General features: G+C 73.3%; 17 protein-coding genes and 1 riboswitch. Of the genes, 6 read left to right on the forward strand and 11 right to left on the reverse strand.

From position 1 onward, the window contains the following. Positions 1–10: 10 nt before the first annotated feature. The gene (locus tag O7542_RS10115; protein ID WP_064445943.1) at positions 11–694 is read left to right on the forward strand and encodes a DivIVA domain-containing protein; all 684 of its coding nucleotides are present in this window, start codon (positions 11–13) and stop codon (positions 692–694) included. A gap of 43 nt (positions 695–737) precedes the next feature. On the opposite strand, the gene O7542_RS10120 is transcribed toward O7542_RS10115, so the two are convergent. Next, the gene (locus O7542_RS10120; protein ID WP_281606086.1) at positions 738–1,394 is read right to left on the reverse strand and encodes an NAD(P)H-binding protein; all 657 of its coding nucleotides are present in this window, start codon (positions 1,392–1,394) and stop codon (positions 738–740) included. 80 nt (positions 1,395–1,474) lie between these two features. Here O7542_RS10120 and O7542_RS10125 point away from each other — a divergent pair, with 80 nt between their 5' ends. Next, positions 1,475–2,317 (forward strand): NAD-dependent protein deacetylase, encoded by an 843-nt coding sequence (locus tag O7542_RS10125; protein ID WP_281606087.1) that lies wholly within the window; start codon positions 1,475–1,477, stop codon positions 2,315–2,317. 59 nt (positions 2,318–2,376) lie between these two features. Next, a riboswitch (glycine riboswitch) is annotated at positions 2,377–2,468 on the forward strand. Between the two features lie 72 nt (positions 2,469–2,540). Next, the gene (gene gcvP / locus O7542_RS10130; RefSeq protein WP_281606088.1) at positions 2,541–5,363 is read left to right on the forward strand and encodes an aminomethyl-transferring glycine dehydrogenase; all 2,823 of its coding nucleotides are present in this window, start codon (positions 2,541–2,543) and stop codon (positions 5,361–5,363) included. A 94-nt stretch (positions 5,364–5,457) separates the two neighbouring features. Here the strand turns inward: gcvP and O7542_RS10135 are convergent, their stop codons facing one another. Further along, entirely contained in the window at positions 5,458–5,658 is a 201-nt protein-coding gene (locus O7542_RS10135) for a DUF5999 family protein (RefSeq protein WP_013286363.1), read from the reverse strand. Between the two features lie 123 nt (positions 5,659–5,781). On the opposite strand from O7542_RS10135, the gene O7542_RS10140 reads away from it, so the two are divergent. Beyond that, a complete protein-coding gene (locus O7542_RS10140; RefSeq protein ID WP_281606089.1) occupies positions 5,782–6,975 on the forward strand; it encodes a chorismate-binding protein in 1,194 nt (397 codons plus the stop codon). A 54-nt stretch (positions 6,976–7,029) separates the two neighbouring features. On the opposite strand, the gene pip is transcribed toward O7542_RS10140, so the two are convergent. After that, positions 7,030–7,980 carry a prolyl aminopeptidase gene (gene pip / locus O7542_RS10145; protein WP_210868784.1) on the reverse strand — a complete coding sequence of 317 codons (951 nt, stop codon included), beginning with the start codon at positions 7,978–7,980 and terminating at the stop codon, positions 7,030–7,032. Positions 7,981–8,079: 99 nt separating this feature from the next. Here pip and def point away from each other — a divergent pair, with 99 nt between their 5' ends. After that, positions 8,080–8,589, forward strand: a complete 510-nt coding sequence (def, locus tag O7542_RS10150; protein ID WP_281606090.1) for a peptide deformylase — start codon at positions 8,080–8,082, stop codon at positions 8,587–8,589. On the opposite strand, the gene O7542_RS10155 is transcribed toward def, so the two are convergent. Both O7542_RS10155 and O7542_RS10160 read right to left on the reverse strand, forming a co-directional pair. Then, positions 8,569–9,372, reverse strand: coding sequence for a GNAT family N-acetyltransferase (locus O7542_RS10155; RefSeq protein WP_281606091.1), 804 nt, complete (start codon positions 9,370–9,372; stop codon positions 8,569–8,571). The two genes, def and O7542_RS10155, sit on opposite strands and share 21 nt — an antisense overlap. Then, positions 9,357–10,127, reverse strand: coding sequence for a TSUP family transporter (locus tag O7542_RS10160; protein WP_176722890.1), 771 nt, complete (start codon positions 10,125–10,127; stop codon positions 9,357–9,359). The genes O7542_RS10155 and O7542_RS10160 overlap by 16 nt, the downstream gene beginning before the upstream one ends. A gap of 174 nt (positions 10,128–10,301) precedes the next feature. On the opposite strand from O7542_RS10160, the gene O7542_RS10165 reads away from it, so the two are divergent. Continuing rightward, positions 10,302–11,081: an endonuclease/exonuclease/phosphatase family protein gene (locus O7542_RS10165; protein WP_064445950.1), complete on the forward strand. Its 780-nt coding sequence runs from the start codon at positions 10,302–10,304 to the stop codon at positions 11,079–11,081. 3 nt (positions 11,082–11,084) lie between these two features. Here the strand turns inward: O7542_RS10165 and O7542_RS10170 are convergent, their stop codons facing one another. The 6 genes from O7542_RS10170 to lanKC all read right to left on the reverse strand — a co-directional run bounded on the left by O7542_RS10170 (position 11,085) and on the right by lanKC (position 19,630). Continuing rightward, positions 11,085–11,951, reverse strand: a complete 867-nt coding sequence (locus O7542_RS10170; RefSeq protein ID WP_043324007.1) for a tetrahydrofolate dehydrogenase/cyclohydrolase catalytic domain-containing protein — start codon at positions 11,949–11,951, stop codon at positions 11,085–11,087. Between the two features lie 93 nt (positions 11,952–12,044). Next, positions 12,045–12,977: a hypothetical protein gene (locus tag O7542_RS10175; RefSeq protein WP_281606459.1), complete on the reverse strand. Its 933-nt coding sequence runs from the start codon at positions 12,975–12,977 to the stop codon at positions 12,045–12,047. Positions 12,978–13,116: 139 nt separating this feature from the next. Next, positions 13,117–14,115 carry a tyrosine-type recombinase/integrase gene (locus tag O7542_RS10180; protein WP_064445953.1) on the reverse strand — a complete coding sequence of 333 codons (999 nt, stop codon included), beginning with the start codon at positions 14,113–14,115 and terminating at the stop codon, positions 13,117–13,119. A gap of 449 nt (positions 14,116–14,564) precedes the next feature. Continuing rightward, positions 14,565–15,287: a hypothetical protein gene (locus O7542_RS10185; protein WP_281606092.1), complete on the reverse strand. Its 723-nt coding sequence runs from the start codon at positions 15,285–15,287 to the stop codon at positions 14,565–14,567. A gap of 134 nt (positions 15,288–15,421) precedes the next feature. Continuing rightward, positions 15,422–16,687 carry an MFS transporter gene (locus O7542_RS10190; protein ID WP_281606093.1) on the reverse strand — a complete coding sequence of 422 codons (1,266 nt, stop codon included), beginning with the start codon at positions 16,685–16,687 and terminating at the stop codon, positions 15,422–15,424. 327 nt (positions 16,688–17,014) lie between these two features. Continuing rightward, on the reverse strand, positions 17,015–19,630 hold the full coding sequence (gene lanKC / locus O7542_RS10195; protein ID WP_281606094.1) for a class III lanthionine synthetase LanKC: 2,616 nt from the start codon (positions 19,628–19,630) through the stop codon (positions 17,015–17,017). Positions 19,631–19,731 lie beyond the last annotated feature (101 nt).

The raw sequence follows: 19,731 nt of genomic DNA on the forward strand, positions 1-19,731 counted from the left end.
AGGTGATCCGGTGAGCGCGAGCCCGATCAGCAGCTATGACTCGCAGCACGTGTCGGGTCCGGTGCAGGTGCGGCTGACCGCGGACCGGGTGCGTCGGTGGGAGTTCGGGTCGGCGGCGTTCACCCGGCGCGGGTACGACCCGGCGGACGTGGACCGGTTCCGGTTGCAGGTGGCCGACGAGCTGGATCTGCTGGCGGCGCAGGTGGGGGATCTGCGGGCGGAGAACGAGCGCCTCAACGACCATCTGGAGCTGCACCGGCACGGGGTGATCCCGAGCGCGGAGAAGGCGCCGGCGGCGCCGGCGGCGAAGGAGGTCAACCTGCTGTCGGCGGCGCAGCGGGAGGCCGAGCAGATCATCGCGCAGGCGCACGACTACGCGCGCCGGGTGGCCGAGTACGCCCGTACCCAGTACGAGAGTTACATGCGGGCGGCGGCGGAGGAGGCGAAGCAGGAGGCCGAGCGGGCGGTGGCGGAGTACCGCAGCGCCGCCGGGGGCAGCTTCGACGACTCGGTGGCGACGCGGGAGGCGTTGCGGATCTTCGGCGAGATGATGATCTCCCACATGCAGGCGGCGGCGCGGCATCTCGACGACGGTAGTGAGCAGTTGGCGCGCACGATGGAGCGGATCTCCCGGGAGTTGCCGGCGGCTGGTGGCGGCGCGCCGCAGCCGGCGTTGCCCCGGCATCAGCGGTGACCGTACCGCCCGGCCTGCGGTGCGGCGGGCCGGGCGGTACGGCTCAGGTGGTGACGGCGGTGATCGCTTCGGCGATGGGGGTGTCGCCGCTGACCAGTTCGAGGGTGTGCCCGGCGGTGCCGGGGGCGTAGAGCAGGGCCAGCAGGACCCGGGCGACGTCGGCGCGGCTGATCGCGCCGCCGGTGACGTGCCGGGCCAGCGTGATGCGGCCTTCGGGTTCGTCGTCGGTGAGCCGGCCGGGCCGCAGCACCGTCACGTCGAGGTCCCGGCCGGTGACGTCGTCCTCGGCGGCTTTCTTGGCCCGCAGGTACGCCGCCCACACGTCGTCGGTGCCGTCGGCGGGTGCGTCGTCCACGCCCATGGAGGAGACCAGCAGGTAGCGGCGTACGCCGGCTTGTGCGGCGGCGTCGGCGAGCAGCACTGCGGCGCCACGGTCGACGGTGTCCTTGCGGGCGGCGCCGCTGCCCGGTCCGGCGCCGGCGGCGAACACGACGGCGTCGGCGCCGGCCAGGTGGGCGGCGAGGGTGTCGACGTCGGTGTGTTCCAGGTCGCAGACGACCGGTTCGGCGCCGGCGGCACGTAGCGCTGCGGCGTGGTCGGGGTTGCGGATGAGCCCGAGCGCGGTGTCTCCGCGGCCGGCCAGTTCCCGCTCCAGCAGTTTGGCGATTTTTCCGTGCCCTCCGGCGATGACGACGCGCATGCGATCAACGTAGCCCGGCCGGGCGCGCCCCGCCGGGCGTCCGGGTGGGAGGTGCGGGTCCGGCGAGGGACCATGGACGGGTGAGTGAGGCGTTCGAGGCGTTGGCGCGGCTGGTGGCCGCCGGGGACGTGGTGGTGCTCAGCGGCGCGGGCCTGTCCACCGAGTCGGGCATTCCGGACTACCGGGGGCCCAGCGGCGCGTCCCGCCGGCACACCCCGATGACGTACCAGGAGTTCACCCGGGATCCGCTGGCGCGGCGGCGGTACTGGGCGCGCAGCCACCTGGGCTGGCAGATGATCGCGCGGGCCGCCCCGAACGAGGGGCACCGGGCGGTGGCGCGGCTGCAGGCGGCCGGGCTGCTCGGCGGCATCATCACCCAGAACGTCGACGGGCTGCACACCGCCGCCGGCGCCACCGGCGTGATCGAACTGCACGGCCGCCTCGACGAGGTGACGTGCCTGGACTGCGGCAACGCCACCGGCCGCGAGGAGCTGCACCGGCGCCTGTCGGAGGCGAACCCGGGTTTCGACGCGCGGGTGGCGCACGTCAACCCCGACGGCGACGTGGACCTGCCGGACGAGGCGGTGGCCGGGTTCCGCACCGTCGACTGCGCGCTGTGCGGCACCGGCATGCTGAAACCGGACGTGGTGTTCTTCGGCGAGACGGTGCCCGCGCGGCGGGTGGCCGACTGTTTCGCACTGGTGGAGGGGGCCCGGGCGCTGCTGGTGCTGGGGTCGTCGTTGACGGTGATGTCGGGGCGGCGGTTCGTGCTGCGCGCGGCCCGCCACGGCATCCCGGTGGCGATCGTCAACCAGGGCGTCACCCGCGGCGACACCTACGCGACGCTGCGCCTGGACGCGCCGCTGGGCGCCACCCTGCGCGCGCTGGCGGACCGGTGCGCGGCGGCCCCGGCGCCGGTGTGATCGACAACCCCGGGACATGAGCCGGAAACACGCCCGCTGGTAGCGTTGGGGGTGCCGGTACCACCCACGTGGGAGAGACCGCCGATCCCGGCGGCGCCGAAGGGGCAGATTCTCCCCGGAACCTCTCAGGCAAAAGGACCACGTGGGCAGGCGCTGTGGAGCGCGTCAGCGCGACTCAGGGGGAGGCCGACCCGTCGACCTCGCCCCCCAAGGAGCGCAGCGCATGACCGCAGAGCAGTTCGCCGACCGGCACATCGGCCCCGGCCCGGCCGACGAGCGCCGGATGCTGGAGGCCGTCGGTTACGGCTCCGTCGACGAGCTGATGGACGCCGCGATCCCCGAGGTGATCCGCTGGCACGGCACCCTGGACCTGCCCGCCCCGGCCAGTGAGCGGGAGGCGATCGCCGAGCTGCGCGCCCTCGCGTCCCGCAACACCGTCGCCGTGTCCATGATCGGTCTGGGTTACCACGGCACGCACACCCCGGCGGTGATCCGCCGCAACGTGCTGGAGAACCCCGCCTGGTACACCGCGTACACGCCGTACCAGCCGGAGATCAGCCAGGGCCGGCTGGAGGCGCTGCTGAACTTCCAGACCATGGTCACCGACCTGACCGGTCTGGCCACTGCGAACGCCTCGATGCTCGACGAGGGCACCGCCGCGGCCGAGGCGATGACCCTCGCGCGCCGCGCGTCCAAGAGCAAGAGCCCGGTGTACGTGGTCGACGCCGACGCGCTGCCGCAGACCGTCGCGGTGATCACCAGCCGCGCCGAGCCCCTCGGCATCGACGTGCGGGTGATCGACGTGGAGCGCGACGAGCTGCCGGCGGAGTTCTTCGGCCTGCACCTGCAGTACCCGGGCGCGTCCGGCGCGGTCCGCGACGACCGGGCACTGGTCGACGCGGCGCACGGCGTGGGCGCGCTGGTGACCGTCGCCGCGGATCTGCTGGCGTTGACGCTGCTGCGCCCGCCGGGCGAGATCGGCGCCGACATCGCCGCCGGCACCACCCAGCGGTTCGGTGTGCCGATGGGCTTCGGCGGCCCGCACGCCGGCTACCTGGCGGTGCGCTCCGGGCTGGAGCGGATGCTGCCCGGCCGCCTGGTCGGGGTGTCCCGCGACGCCGACGGCAACCCGGCGTACCGGCTGGCGTTGCAGACCCGCGAGCAGCACATCCGGCGGGAGAAGGCGACCAGCAACATCTGCACCGCGCAGGTGCTCCTCGCCGTGATGGCCGGCATGTACGCCGTCTACCACGGCCCGGACGGGCTGCGCGCCATCGCCCGGCGTACCCACGAGGCGGCGGCGCGGCTCGCGGCCGGGCTGCGCGCCGGCGGCGTTCAGGTCGCGGACGTCGCGTTCTTCGACACCGTCACCGCGACCGTGCCGGGCCGGGCCGCCGACGTGGTGGCCGCCGCCGCGGCGCGCAACGTGAACCTGCGGCTGGTCGACGCCGACCGGGTCGGCATCTCCTGCGACGAGACCACCACGCCCGCGCACCTGCAGGCGGTGTGGGCGGCGTTCGGCGTCGACGGGTTCGACGGCGAGGTGGACGCAGCCCTGCCGGACGGGCTGGCCCGCACGTCGGAGTTCCTCACCCACCCGGTGTTCCACAGCCACCACTCGGAGACGGCGATGCTGCGCTACCTGCGCCGCCTGGCCGACTTCGACTACGCGCTGGACCGCGGCATGATCCCGCTGGGGTCGTGCACGATGAAGCTCAACGCCACCACCGAGATGGAACCGATCACCTGGCCGGAGTTCGCGCACCTGCACCCGTTCGCGCCGCACGCGCAGACCACCGGGTACCGGGAGCTGATCGCGCAGCTGGAGGGCTGGCTGGCCGAGGTCACCGGCTACGACGCGGTCAGCGTGCAACCCAACGCCGGGTCGCAGGGTGAGCTGGCCGGGCTGCTGGCGATCCGCGGCTACCACCGCGAGCGCGGCGAGGCCCACCGCGACGTGTGCCTGATCCCGTCGTCGGCGCACGGCACCAACGCCGCGTCCGCCGTGATGGCCGGCATGCGGGTCGTGGTGGTCGGCTGCGACGCCGACGGCAACGTCGACCTGGTCGACCTCGACGCGAAGATCGACAAGCACCGGGACGCGCTCGCCGCGATCATGGTGACGTACCCGTCGACACACGGCGTGTACGAGACCGGCATCGCGCAGTTGTGCGCGAAGGTCCACGACGCCGGCGGTCAGGTGTACGTCGACGGCGCGAACCTCAACGCGCTGGTCGGGTTCGCCAAGCCGGGCCGGTTCGGCGCGGACGTGTCGCACCTGAACCTGCACAAGACGTTCTGCATTCCGCACGGCGGCGGCGGCCCCGGCGTCGGGCCGGTGGCGGTGCGTTCGCACCTGGCGCCGTTCCTGCCCGGCGACCCCCTCGGTGCCCGCGCCGACGGGCGGCCGGCGATCTCGGCGGCCAACCACGGGTCGGCGGGGATCCTGCCGATCCCGTGGGCGTACCTGCGGATGATGGGCGCCGACGGGCTGGCCCGCGCCACCGGCGTGGCCGTCCTGGCCGCGAACTACGTGGCGGCGCGGCTGCGTAACCACTTCCCGGTGCTGTACGCCGGCAACAAGGGCCTGGTCGCGCACGAGTGCATCCTGGACCTGCGTCCGCTGACCAAGGCCACCGGCGTGAGCGTCGACGACGTGGCGAAGCGGCTGATCGACTACGGCTTCCACGCGCCGACGATGTCGTTCCCGGTGGCCGGGACGCTGATGGTGGAGCCGACCGAGAGTGAGGACCTCGCCGAGCTGGACCGCTTCTGCGACGCGATGATCGCGATCCGGGCGGAGATCGACAAGGTCGGCTCGGGGGAGTGGCCGGCGGGGGACAACCCGCTGTCCAACGCGCCGCACACCGCGGCGATGGTGTCGGCCGACGAGTGGCCGCACCCGTACCCGCGGTCGGTGGGCGCCTACCCGGCGGGCGTGGACCGGGCGGGCCGCTACTGGCCTCCGGTGCGGCGCGTCGACGGCGCGTACGGCGACCGGAACCTGGTCTGCTCGTGTCCCGCGCCGGAGGCGTTCGAGGACTGAGCGGCGAACGCCGGGGCGGTGGGCTCTCGCCGCCCCGGCCGGCGCGCCGGCCGGTCATGACCGGCGCGTACGCTCACTGACGCTGCGTGATGGCTCAGGCCACGAGAGCGTGACGGGCCGGACCCCGGTGCGGGGCGATGGTGCGTCCGTCGGGGAGCAGCTCACCGGTGTCCTCGAAGACGATGACACCGTTGCAGAGCAGGCTCCAGCCCTGCTCAGGGAAGCAGGCGAGGACGCGGGCGGCCTCGCGGTCGGTCGCGTCGGCGGAGGGGCAGGTGGGCTGGTGCTGACACATCGGGTTCTCCGGACTGTGGGGGCACTGTGTCATGGTTCACATGACCAGTGACGCACAGTACCAAGGAAAACTGAGCGGCAACGAGCAAGGATGCGTCTTGTTCACCGAGAATGGGCTGAACGGATGACCCGTAACGGGCCAGACGTTGTGGAAGCGCTCCCACAGGTGGAGGTCGATACCCCCGGCGCCCCGCCCGGATGCCGTCGCCGACTGGTCGAGACGGCCCGCCTGAACTGGTCCGCCACCGACGGCGGCGACCCCGCTGACCTGGCACAACGCTTCCTCGCCGCGCACGGCGTCACCCGCGACGACCTGACCCGCCCCGGCCGCCACGACCCCGACGACGCGGTCTGCGGCGCGGCGCTCTACCTGTCCGCCGCCGCCGGCGCGTACACCCTCGGCGTGTCGCCCGGCGCGCCGAGCCCCGCGCCGACGCTGCCCGACCTGGTCGTGGTCGTCTACCACCACACCGACCGGCCCCCGCCGACCCCGCCACCGGCCCACACCCGGTGGCGGCTCGGACCGTGGCGCGACAGCTGGACCCCGGCCGCGCACGCCGCCGCCGTCGACGCGGTCCGCGCCGCCATCGCCCGCGGCGACGTCTACCAGACCAACCTCGTCGGCCACGCCGCCGCCCCGTACACCGGCGACCCCCGGCCGGCGCTGGCCCGCCTCGCCGCGCTACCCGGCGCCCGCTACGGCGGCACCCTGCACGGCCCCGGCTGGGCGCTCGGCTGCGCCTCCCCGGAAACCCTCATCGCCGTCGAACACGGCCGCCTGGTCACCCGCCCCATCAAGGGCACCCGCCCGGCCACCCCCGCCGGCCGCCGCGAGCTGCTCGCCTCCGCCAAGGAACGCGCCGAACACGTCATGATCGTCGACCTGGAACGCAACGACCTGGCCCGCGTCGCCCGCACCGGCTCGGTGCGCGTCGACGAGCTGTTCGCCGTACGCCGCTGGTGTGACCTGTGGCAGGCGGAGTCGACGGTGTCCGCGGCGCCCGCCGACGGCCTCGGCCTGGCCGACCTGCTGCGCGCGGTCTGCCCCGGCGGCTCGGTCACCGGCGCGCCCAAACGCGCCGCGCTGGCGCAGATCGCCGCGCTGGAGCCGGTCGGACGCGGCGCGAGCATGGGCGCGCTCGGCTGGGTCGGACCCGACCGGCTCGACCTGGGCCTGACCATCCGCACCGCCGCCGCCGACGGCGACCTGCTGCACCTGTGGGCCGGCGGCGGCATCACCTGGGACAGCGACCCGGCCGCCGAGGTCGCCGAGGCCGCCGCCAAAGCCGCCCCGATCCGCGCCCTGCTCGCCGGCTGACGGGCCGGCCCGCTCGCGGCGGCTCCGCCGGCCGGTAGCGGCCGTGCGCGGCGGTTACCGGCCGGCGGCGAAGGCGTCCAGGGCGGCGACCACCCGCTCGCTGATGCCGTGCCCGCCGCCGTGCCCGCCGGACTCCACGATCTCCAGCCGCGCATCAGGCCAGTCCCGGGTCAGCAGCCACGCGATGTCCGGCGGGCCGCTGACATCCAGCCGGCCCTGCACCAGCACCCCCGGAATCCCCGCCAGGCGGCCCGCGTCGCGCAGCACCTGCCCGTCCGGCTGGAAACCCCGGTTCGCGAAGTAGTGCGTCACCAGCCGGGCGAACCCGTACCGGAACACCGGATCGGCGAACCGCGGATCCGGCGCGTACCCGCCCGCGAGGGACACGTGCACGTCCTCCCAGTCGCACCAGTCCCGCGCCGCCCGCTCCCGCACCGCCGGGTCCGGGTCGTCGAGCAGCCGGGCGTACGCCGCCGACAGGTCACCGTCGCGGTCGGCCTCCGGCACCCCGTCACGGAACCGCGCCCACTCCTGCGGGAACACCCGGCCCATGTCCCGGGTCAACCACTCGATCTCCCGGCTGGTGTTGGCGACCACGCTGAACAGCACCAGCGCGGTGACCCGCTGCGGGTGCCGCTGCGCGTACGCCAGCGCCAGCGACGACCCCCACGACGCGCCGCACAGCAGCCACCTGCCGATCCCCAGGTGCGCGCGCAGCACCTCCATGTCGGCCAGCAGATGCCCGGTGGTGTTCACCGACAGGTCCGTGGCCGGATCCGACGCCAGGGGAGTGCTGCGCCCACAGCCACGCTGGTCGAACAACACGATCCGGTACGCGGCCGGGTCGAACAGCCGCCGCCACCCCGCGCCCGCGCCCGAACCCGGGCCGCCGTGCACCACCAGCGCCGGCCGGCCGTCCGGATTGCCGCACGTCTCCCAGTACACGCGCTGCCCGTCCCCGACGTCCAGCATCCCGTGGGCGTACGGCTCGATCGGCGGATACATGCGGCGGCCTCCCAGCGTCGGTGTCCGCACACCCTACGAGCGTCGCCGCCCCGGCGGGTGCCCCCCACCGCGCGGTAAGCAACGGATAGCCTTCCGGACATGACTATGCGCCCGATCCGGATCATCGGCGACCCCGTGCTGCGCACCCCCAGCGAACCCGTCACCAGCTTCGACGCCGAACTGCGCGCCCTCGTCACCGACCTGATGGACACCCTGCTCGGCGCACCCGGACGCGCCGGCGTCGCCGCGCCCCAGATCGGCGTCAACGCCCAGGTGTTCGTCTACGACGCCGACGGCCGGCGCGGCCACATGATCAACCCCACGTTGAAACTGTCCGACGAACTCCAGGACGACGACGAGGGCTGCCTGTCCATCCCCGGCCTGTACTTCCCGACCCCCCGCGCCCTGCACGCCACCGCCCACGGCTACGACCAGCACGGCGAACCCCTCACCGTCACCGGCAGCGGCTTTCTCGCCCGCGCCCTGCAACACGAGACCGACCACCTGCGCGGACGCCTCTACGTCGACACCCTGCGCGGCGACACCCGCCGCCGGGCCCTGCGCGAGATCCGCGCCGGCCGATTCGACTCACCCAGCCGCGGCCGCTGACGTCAACGCGCACTCGGTGAACCCGGCCACCCGGGAGAACCCCAACCGCTCGTACAGCCGCACCGCCGCCGCGTTGTCCGCCCGCACGTTGAGCGTCACATGATCCACCGACGTGCGCAGCCGCGCGCACAACGCCGCCACCACCCCCGCGCCCAGACCCCGACCCCGCACGTCCGGATGCGTCGTCACGTTCCCCAACGCCGCCACCCGCCACCGCGGCGAGAACACGTGCACCCCCGCCACCGCCACCAGCCGGCCCCGCTCCCGCACCCCCACGTACTGGCCCGTGTCCAGCATCCGCGGATCGAACCAGTTCCCCGGATACGCCACCGCGTACAACCCGGAAAGCTCCGCCGCGTCCGCCGGCCCCAACGGCTCACCCACCGCCGGCACCGCCGCCAACCGACCCGGATCCGTCAACGCCATCCGGTGATGCGCCGCCGCCTCAGACACCACGAACCAGCGGCCCACCACCGCCTCCAGCCCGGGGGACAGGTGCGCCCACATCCGCGCCGGCAACACCGGCGCCGCCTCCGCCAGCAACCCCGCCAACTCCGGCACCCGATCCGGCGCCGCGAACGCCAGCAACGTCGGCAACTCCACCCCGTGATACAGCAACACCACCTGGTCGCCACGCCGGAACCACGACGTGTACGGCCAGAAGAAATCGTCCAGATCACCCAACTGGTACGCGTGCAACACCGGATCCCGGCCCAGCAGACCCGCCAGCACCGCCCGATCGTGCTCCGCCCGCACCGCCACCGCGATCAGCCCGCCAACCACTGGTCGTAACCCAACCGGGCCACCAACGCCAGCACCACCACCAGCAGCACCACCCGCACGAACCCCGCACCCCGCCGCAACGCCATCCGCGCGCCCACCGCCGCCCCCACCACGTTGCACACCGCCATCGCCGCACCCAACGCCCACCACACGTGCCCCGTCAACCCGAACACCACAAGCGCACCCAGATTCGTACCCGCGTTCACCACCTTCGCCATCGCCGACGCGTGCACGAAATCCGAACCCAGAATCGCCGTGAACGCCAACACCAGAAACGTGCCCGTGCCCGGACCGATCAACCCGTCGTACAGGGCGATGCCCAACCCGGCCACCGCCACCGCCACCACCACCCGCCCCGGCGTGCGCCGCGGCGACGACACCACACCAAGCGACGGCCGCGCCATCACGAACACCGCCACCGCCACCAGCACCACAAGCACCACCGGCCGGTACGCGCCACCCGGCACCGCACCCGCAAGCGCCGCACCCAACCCCGCCGTCAGCACCGCCAACCCCGCCGCCGGACCCGCCACACCCCAGTCCAGCTTCGTCCGCCGCGCATACGTCACCGCCGCCGTCGACGTACCGAAAATCGCCGCCAGCTTGTTCGTGCCCAACGCCGTCGCCACCGGCACACCCGGCGCCGCCACCAGCAACGCCGGCAACAACAACAGACCACCGCCACCCACCACCGCGTCCACCCACCCCGCGACAAGGGCAGCGGTCAGCAACGTCGTCAACGACAGGGCATCCACCGCCGCATTCTGCCCACCCCGCCACCAGCGACAACGCCACCTGTGGCAAGCCTCACCGGCCCCGACGACGCCGCAACCACACCCCCACCGACCCCACCGCCACGAACACCAGCATCGAACAGCACAACAGCCTCAGCACCCGGCAAGACTGCCACGACGACGTAGGGTGTCCAGGTGCGCCTGGCCACCTTCAACCTGCTGCACGGCCGATCCCTCACCGACGGACTCGTCGACCCCGACCGGCTCACCGCCGCCGTCACCGCCCTCGACGCCGACGTCCTCGCCCTCCAGGAAGTCGACCGCGACCAGACCCGCAGCGGCAAACTCGACCTCACCGCCCTGGCCGCCCGCGCCCTGCACGCCGACCACCACCGCTTCGCCGCCGCCGTCGTCGGCACCCCCGGCGAACAGTTCCGCCCCCTCACCCACGACGACGACGGCCACGGCGAACCCCTCTACGGCATCGGCCTGATCAGCCGCCACCCCGTCCGCTCCTGGCAGGTCACCCGCCTACGCGCCGCCCCCGTCCGCTCACCCATCTACGCACCCGGACCCGGCGGCGGCCTCATCCTGCTCCGCGACGAACCCCGCGTCGTGCTCGCCGCCGTCCTCGACACCCCCCACGGCCCCCTCACCGTCGCCGCCACCCACCTGTCCTTCGTCCCCGGCTGGAACATCTGGCAACTACGCCGCGTCATCCGCGCCCTGCGCACCCTGCCCGCACCCCGGATCCTGCTCGGCGACCTCAACCTGCCCGCCGGACCCGCCGCCGCGCTCACCCGCTGGCGACCCCTCGCCCGCCGCCCCACCTACCCGGCCGGGCAACCCCGCGTCCAACTCGACCACATCCTCGCCGACCGGCACGCCCTCGACCGGCTCCCACCCGTCACCGCCGTCCACACACCGCTGGCCACCATCTCCGACCACCGGCCCCTCGTCGTCGACCTCGGCTGACGCTCAACCCAGCCCGGCCTGCCGCCGCGCCGCCTCCACCGCATTACGGAACAACATCGCCACAGTCGTCGGACCCACCCCGCCCACACGCGGCGTGATCGCACCCGCCACCTCGGCACACGACTCGTCCACGTCCGGCAACAACCGCCGCCCCTCGTACCGCACCCCACCACCGACCACCACCGCACCCGGACGCACATGCTCCGGCCGCACGATCCCCGGCACCCCCGCCGCCGCGATCAGGATCTCCGCCCGCCGCGTGTACCGCGGCCAGTCCGCCACCCCCGTGTGCACCACAGTCACCGCAGCGTTCGCCGTCGGCCGCTTCTGCGCCAGCAACATCGCAAGCGGCCGACCCAACGTCGCACCCCGGCCCAGGATCACCACCTCCCGCCCCGCCACCGGCACACCGTGAAACGCCAGCAACGCCTCGATCCCCGCCGGCGTACACGGCAACGGACCCGGCAACCCCAACGCCAGCCGGCCCATGTTCACCGGATGCATCCCGTCCACGTCCTTGTCCGGATCCAGCACCGCCAACGCCCGGTCGTAGTCCAGATGACCCGGGATCGGATACTGCACCAGCACCCCGTGGACCGTGGCGTCCGCGTTGAAATCCGCCAGCACCGCATGCAGATCCGCCTGCGACGCCGACGCCGGCAGATGCACGTGCGGCGACACGAAACCCAACTCCGCCGCCTGGCGTTGCTTGATCCGGATATAACCCGCGCTCGCGTCGTCGTCACCCACCAGCACCGTCGCCAGCGCCGGCGTCACCCCCGCCGCACGCAACTCGGCCACCGACGCGGCGACCTCCGACAACACCCGCTCCGCCACCGGAGCACCCGGCAACAACCGCGCAGAAGACATACGACACCTCGCCCGCAGGGGCCCAGGCGGTCGACCCCCACGACGAGCTCCCCGATGGTTCACCCATCCCCGTGCCGCCAGTCGCGTTCCCCCTCAGCCTGCCACAGCCTCCGCCGCCACCGCATCCACCACCGCCTGCCACCCCGGCAACGCCGCCAGCAGACCGTCCGCCCGCCGCCGCCGATCCGCCGCCGACGCCACACCCAGATCCGCCAGCACCGCCTGGAACGCCGGCCGCAACGCCCGCTCCCGCTCCGGTGCCACCGTGCCCAACACCACATGACACCGCGCGTACGTCACCAGCATCCAGAACATCGCCTCCCGATGCCGGCCCGCCCCGATCAGCTCAACCGCACCGTCGAACACCACCGGACGCCCCGCCGCACCCAGATCCGCCCCGAACGCGAACCCCTCCCGCGGCAACCGCGCCACCTCGTCGAACACCACCGCCAACCCGGCCAGATGCGCCCGCACCCGCGCCGGATCCAACCCCACCCCGCCGCCGTCGAGCGTGTCCAGCAACCCCGGATACCGATCGGCGAACCCGAACCGCGACAACACGCGCTCCGCCCGCACGTACCGCCGCCGCACCGTCGGATCCACCAGCCCCGCCACCGCCGGCCACACCGCCAGCAACGACGTCGGGAACACCCACGCCAACACCTGCTCCGCGGTTGGCCGCTCGGCGTCGACCGCCCGCAACCCGGCCTCGATCCGCCGCCGCACACCCGCACACCGCGCCCGCACCCACACCGGATCCGCGAACGCCGCCGCCACCCGCTCCCGCACCGCGCCTAACCGGCCCGACGGATCCGCGATCACCCCATCGGTACGCAACATCGGCGCGAACACCCACGACCCCAGCACATCCTCCGGGCCGCCCAACTCCGCCCACGTGATCGTGCTGACCTCCAGCAGCACCCCCCGATACACGAACTTGCCCACCTTCGCACCGGGCTCCCGGCGCACCAGCAACACGTCCACGTCCGACCACGGCGGCAACAACGCGTCGTCCGGCAACCCCACAGTCGACCCGCTGAACAACGCCCCCTCGATCGCCGGATCGACGCGCATCCGCTCCCGTACCCACCCGGCCGCCACCGCCCGCGCCACACCCACCCGCATCCGCCCGATCCTGCCAGCCCGGCAGACCGCCGCGCGGCCCTCACCGCCGCGGCGCCAACCCCGACAACGCCCGATTGGTGCGGTTCGCCGCCACCGCCGCCCGCTGCTGACCCGCCGTCACCTCGATGTACGTCTGCGACGACGCCAACGACGCATGCCCCAGCAACCGCATGATCTCCGCCGCGCTCGCCCCGTCCTCCGCCAACCGCGTCGCGAACGTGTGCCGCAGCGCGTGCAACCGCGCGCCCCGGGGCACCCGGTCACCGATGCCCGCCCGCCGGTAACACGACTCCACCAGGTACTGCAGCCCACCCCGCCGCAACGCCTCACCCTGGCGGTCCACCAGGAACGCAGAGTCCGGCCGCACACTGCGCGCCCCGAACCGGAGCCGCCGGCTGTCCAGATAACCCGTGAGCACCCGGTCCACGGCATCCTCGATCGGCACCGTACGCGGCCGCCCGCCCTTGCCCGCCACGTCCACCCGCCGCTCGCCGTCGCGCCCCGCCACCGACGACACCCGCAGCGCCAGCAGTTCCGACAGGCGCAACCCGGCGCACAACGCCAGCGCCAGCACCGCCAGGTCGCGCTCCGGCCACGGGTCACGCTGCCGGCCCTCCGCCCGGGCCACCGCCGCCAGCAGCTCCTCCGGGGTGTCCTCGCCCCGGAGCGGCTTGGGTCGGGGAAGCGGCGTACGGGGCCGCCCCACCGCCGGCATCGGATTGCCCGGTACGACGCCCTCGGCCACCAGGAACGTGAAGAAGCTGTTCCACGTCGACCAGGCACGATGGACCGAGGCGGCCGCGCGGGGAGCGGCGAACCGCGCGAACGCCGCGCGCATGACCCTGGGGGAGAGGGAGCTGACCGCGACCCGGTCCAGGGGGAGGGGAGTGGCGTCGCCGTCGGCGGCGATCAGCTCGGCCACTGCGGTCAGATCCCTCCGGTACGCGGCCAAGGTGTGGGGGGAGGGCTTGCGGGTGGCCCGGGCGGTCAGGAACTCCTCAATCAGAGCGCCTACCGTTTCGTCCGGTTTGTCATGCATAAGGGATATTATGCATGATTCTCGCGTTCCCGTCAGGGGGTCCTTTCGAGGGGGAGCGCGGCCCGCTCAGTCGATGATCAACTCCACTACGCCGAGGTGGCGGCAACCCGGGCGCTCCGATGCAGCCACATCCGCGTACTGGCGGCGGCAGCCACACCTGTCGGCACTCGGCCGGAGCAGGGAGGGCGGTGAAAGGGGCCGGTGCCCTCTCTGCTCCGGCGATCATGAAGTTGACCGCGGATGCTGTCCCATTTGTCGCCGCCAACCTCATGATCGCCGGAGCGGTGGATGGGTTGAGAGTGCGGCGTCGGCGGGCCGCGCCTAGGTGTGCGGTGCGACGGGGCAGCCGGCCGGACCTCCAAGCCCCGGAAGGTCAGCCGCCTCGCGAGGACGTCCGGGGAGGCGCGCCGGAGCTCTACTTGACATAATGTGCATTATCGAATCGCGGCTCAGGAGGGCTTTACGTCTTCGCCGAGGGTGTCCGACATGACCTTCAGAAGCGCGGCCAGCCGTGGCTGGTGACCTCCGGCCTGCAGTCTCGCGAGTGCCGCGTCCACCTCTGCCTTGACCGCCTGCCGCTGCGACACCTGCCCCGAGTCGAGCGCCTTCTGGACTCGCGGTGTCAGGTCGGCCAACAACGTCAGGGCCTCCGTGTCCGGCGTATCCGCGTCGTCGGACAGTTCCGGGGCCTGCTGCCGGACGTCTGCGAATCGCCCTGCCCCGAACCGGGCCAGGGCGTCCGCCACGTCGTCCGCCGGCTGCCGCACCTGATCGAGGTCGAGCAGCTTCAGGGCCGGCCGCCCGTCGACCGGGCTCCGGCTGGTGAGCGGATGGTCGATCGTCGCGGCGGTGGCCGGCACCAGCAGCACCTTTGCGGCTCTCTGGTTCCGGCCACGGGACGGTAGCGGCTGGTCGAGCACGACAGCGTCGATCTCGGCCCATGCCACGAGCCGGTTGAGCCCGGCGACCCGCAGATCCAGTCCGTCGGCTCCGATGCGGAACCGGAACGGCCTGAGCTGGTAGGCGACGAACAAGCCGGCCGACACCAGCCAGAGGCCGAGAAGGATCCATCGTCCGGTCGACGCGGAAGTGTGGTACAGCAGCGGGAGCACGCCGACTCCGAAGACCGTGAGGCCCCTCCACAGCTTCTCTCGGCTCCTACGCAGCTCCATGCCGGCACCTCGTCCCTTGTGGCCTGTCCTGGGAGGGGCCCTACATGGTGGCACGGGCGAGGCGCTCTCGTGATCATCCGAACGTCCCCGGAAAGACCAGCACCTCTCCCCTGCCTGCCGGTACGAAGATCAGCTCAGACCGGCTGCGGGTCGCGGCGCTCGGCCTCGCCGGGCTCCGGGGCTTCCTCGACGGCCCGCAGGTCGGGCATGGCGCGTACGGCGGGCGCGACGGCCGCGCCGACGGCGAGCGCCAGCATGACGGCCGCGAAGCTGCCGAACACCACCGGCGCCGGTACGCGGTCGATCAGCAGGCCGGACAGGGCCGGGCCGAACGGCGCCACGATCAGCGCGATGAAGCTGGTCGCGGCGTTCGCTCTCCCCTGCAGGTCGCCGGGGGTGAGCAGGGTCTGGAGGGTCAGCATGCTGATGTTGGCGGCCGGTACGACCAGGACGCAGGCGCCGGCCAGCGCACCGAGGACCAGTCCGTTGTCGGTGGTGGCCATCGCGGCGGTCAGCACGGCGCAGGCCCAGACGACGGCGAGGATCAGCCAGCGGGTGGGTACCCGGGCGGTCAGCCAGGACGCGACGAGTGATCCGGCGACGGCGCCGAGGCCGACGCATGCCATGACGGTTCCGGCGGACAGGCCGGAGGCGCCGTTGCGGACCGGCACGACGATGATCGCCAGCAGGACGCCCGCGAACGCGAAGTTCAGGACGGCGCCGCAGAGCAGCGTGAACCGCAGCGACGGTTGCCGCCACAGGAACCGGACCCCGGCGACGGCCTGCCGGGGCAGGGACTCCCCCGGCGTGGTCGCCGACCGGCCGAGTGGGCCGCGCAGCAGGGCCACGGCGGCCAGGGAGACGGCGTAGGAGAGCGCGTCGACGAGGAACGGCAGTGCCGGGGCGAGGCCGAACAGGAAGCCGCCGAGCGGTGGGCCGGCGAGGTGGACGACGCCGTTGCGGGTCTCGTTGAACACGGTGGCCGTGCGCAGGTCGCGGGCGGGGACGACGGCGCGGGTGGCGGCTGCGGCGGCGGGTTGCAGCGCGGCGCCGAGGCCGGCGGTGGCGGCGGCGAGGACGGCGATGAGCAGGACTGGCGCGTGTCCGACGAGGGCGAGGACGGTGACGCCGGTGACGGCGAGCAGCGCGCCGGCGTCGCAGCAGAGCATGAGGATGCGCCGGTCGCGGCGGTCGGCGAGCAGGCCGGCGGGCAGGAGTACGAGGACCAGGGCGATTCCTTCGGCGAAGGCGACGAGGCCGGCGTCGGTGGCGGAGCCGGTGGTCAGCAGGACGAGCAGCGGCGTGGCGACGGCGGTGACCTGGGTGCCGAGTTTCGACGCGGTGCGGGCGACGGTGATGAGGAGGAAGTCGCGGTTGTGTCGTAGGCCGGTGGGCGGCATGGGGGCTCCGTGTGCGTGGTGGCGGGCGGGATGCCGGCTTCACCGGGCCGGGTTGACGACGGACCCGGGCGGGCGGTGGCCGCCCGCCCGGGTCGCCAGGCGGATCAGGTGTGGCTGGGGCTGGTGGCCCGTTCGCCACTGCCGTCTCAGCCGTTGCAGCAGGCGATGCTGATGCTGCTGGACTGCGGCGGGACCGCGTGGCGGGTGCCGTTCTGCGTGGCCATGGCCTGCAGGTTGAGGAGCTTCGTCATGGGGGTTCACCTCCTTTTCGGGTGTGGTGGGTTGGCCGTCGGTGGTTCCGACGGGGTCTGTGGGCGCCGGGCGGGTTCAGCTCGCGGCGAGGAGGTGGCCGTTGGGTGCGACGTGGGTGGGCGCGTCGAGGAAGGGCAGCGTCACGGCGGTGCGGTGCAGCGCGGCGTGCATGGCGGAGAGGATTCCGGCGCCGCCGGCGGCGAGGTCGGTGGAGATGCGCAGCAGGGTGTCGCCGGGGAACGCGAGGTGGCCGTCGAGGGCGTAGGCGTGCCAGGCGAGGCGGGTCAGGTGCGCGGGGACGTGGTGGGGCGCGTCGTCGCGGACGAGTCCGATGGGGCGGTGCGGGGTGGCGCGGCGCGGTGGGTCGTCGGTGAGCAGGGCGGCGGTGGCGAGGAGTCCGGCGCGGCCGTGGAAGAGGCCGGGCAGCAGGACGAATTCGACGTCGATGGTGCGGCGGACGGTGGTGACGATGTCGCGCAGCCACTGGCGTTCGCCGTGGCGGAGCAGTGTGTGGGCGGCGACGGCGATGCCGGCGCTGCCTTCGTCGAGGTAGAACAGTCGTCGTGCGCCGTCGCGTACGTGGAGGTTGCCGTTGTCGTCGCGGACGGTGTGTTGCAGGTCGCGGCGCAGGGCGGTGCGGGCGGCGCGGAGCCAGGCGGGGTCGCCGGTGGTTTCGTGCAGGCGGGTGAGGAAGGTCGCGGGGCCGGACCAGCCGTGGAGCAGGCCGGGGCGGGTGGGTTCGGGTACGGGTTGCGTGGTGTCGCCGGTGAGGGTGCGGGCGAGTCGGTCGCCGATGTGCAGGGCGTCGTCGGGGGCGGGTCGGCCGGGGCGCAGCAGGGCGAGTCCGATGCCGGCGAGGCCGCTGTGCAGGCCGGGGCCGTAGCGGTGGTGCAGGCCGGTGCGACATCGGTCGAGCAGTTCGTCGGCGTCGTCGTGGCGTCCGGTGCGGTCGAGGAGGGCGGCGATGCCGGCGAGGCCGTCGTAGAGGCCGAGGTGGGCGGCGGGTAGGCGGTGGGCGGCGCGGGTGAGCCAGTCGAGGTGTTCGTCGCGTTCGGGGTAGTCGACGCCGGTGTTGACGAGTGCCCAGATGACGCCGGCGGCGCCGTGCGCGAGGGTGGCGCCGCCGTGCGGGAACTGGCCGGGGTCGCCGGGGAAGAGCCGGTCGGTGCGGTGTGGTGTGGCGGTGGCGCGGATGCCGGCGGCCAGGGATTCGATCAGCTGGCGCGGGTCGGCGGACCACTGGTGGCGGGTGACGCGGCGGCGGCCGGGCGCGGGTGGGTGCAGTGCGGTGCGCAGGTCGTCGCGGATGCGGTCGAGGTAGCCGGGCGGTAGCGGGAAGCGTCGGGCGACCGTGAGGAGGTCGTCGAACTTCTCGTCGCACAGCGCCGCGAGTGGTGTCAGCGGTACGAAGACGGCGAGGCGTAGGCAGGCGAGCGCGTAGGTGTCGACGGCGGTGCCTCGGCGGATCCGGGGTGTGGCGAAGCCGGGGTCGCCCAGTGACGGGGTGAAGTCCTCGTCGGTCAGGTACGCCTGTTCGAAGTCGACGAGCACGACGCGGCCGTCGGGGCGGATCATGACGTTGGCGGTGTGCAGGTCGCCGAAGACCACTCCCCTGGCGTGTACCTGGGCAAGGGCGGCTTCGACCTTGTCGATGACGTCGAGTGCCCAGGTGGTGTAGTCGGTCAGGTCCTGGTGGGTGGGGTCGGGGTGGATCAGCGGGTGCCGCATGGCGAGGTGGTGCTGGAGGGTGTCGCCCTCGATGTGCTCCTCGACCAGGAACTGGTGTTCCCACCATGTGAGGCGGTCGAGCAGTTGTGGGACGCAGTCGAGGCCGGCGAGCCGCCGCAGCATGGTCTCTTCGCGGCGCAGGCGGGTGAGCGCGTCGGTGCCGGCGCCGTCGAGGCCGGCGTGCGGGCGGGCTTCGCGCAGGACGACGGTGCGGCCGTCGCGCAGGTCGGTGGCGCGGTAGACGCCGCCGGCGTTGGAGTGGTGCAGGGCTTCCTCGATGCGGTACGGGGGTTCGTCGTCCGTCTGCGCGTCGACAGCGGCGACGGCGGCGATGTGCTCGGCGACGAAGTCGGGCACGGGGGCCCAGTCGGGCACGGTGAAGACGGGTTCGCGGCGGTCGGGGACGAGGGTTCCGTCGGGGCGTGTGACGGCGGGGACGGGCTGGTCGCCGTCGACGCACCAGAGCTCGGCGAATCCGCCGTAGCGCAGGTAGAGGGGGCCGTCGTGCCAGCGCAGGTCACTGAGGACGTACGGGCCGCGGTAGCCGGCGAGGCGGGCGCCGAGGTCGTCGAGGACGCGGCGCAGGGCGGTGTCGTCGGCCGGGTAGAGGGCGGCGAGTTTGCCGCTGCCGGCGCGGTGGGCGTACTTCTCGTTGTTGACCAGGGCGAGGCGGCAGCTGCGCTGGAACTTGAAGGCGACCCGGTGGGTCACGCAGTGGTCGCGTACCAGGTCGAGGACGTCGGCGGCGTCGTCGAGGTTCACCGAGACGTGGACTTTCCAGCCCTGCTGGGGCAGCTGCGCCTGCGGCGGGTGCCACATGATCCAGCCGCCGTGTTCGGCGACGCGCCAGCCGTCGGGCGGGGTCTGGTCGGCCAGCGGGAACCGGCTCACCGTGTCGGCGACGTACGCCGGTGAGTCGACGTGGACCGGGTCGGCGATCAGGAACGCTCCGGGCGTGGGCATGGCAAACCTCGCGGCCGTGACGATGGGTTGGGTGTCCGGGGCGGTTCGGTGTGTTGCCGTTGTCGCCTGGACTGGTTCCATCGTGGTGGTAGCCGGCCGGT

Origin of the sequence: Micromonospora sp. WMMC264 (assembly GCF_027497275.1) — a bacterium.
Taxonomy (GTDB): domain Bacteria; phylum Actinomycetota; class Actinomycetes; order Mycobacteriales; family Micromonosporaceae; genus Micromonospora; species Micromonospora chalcea.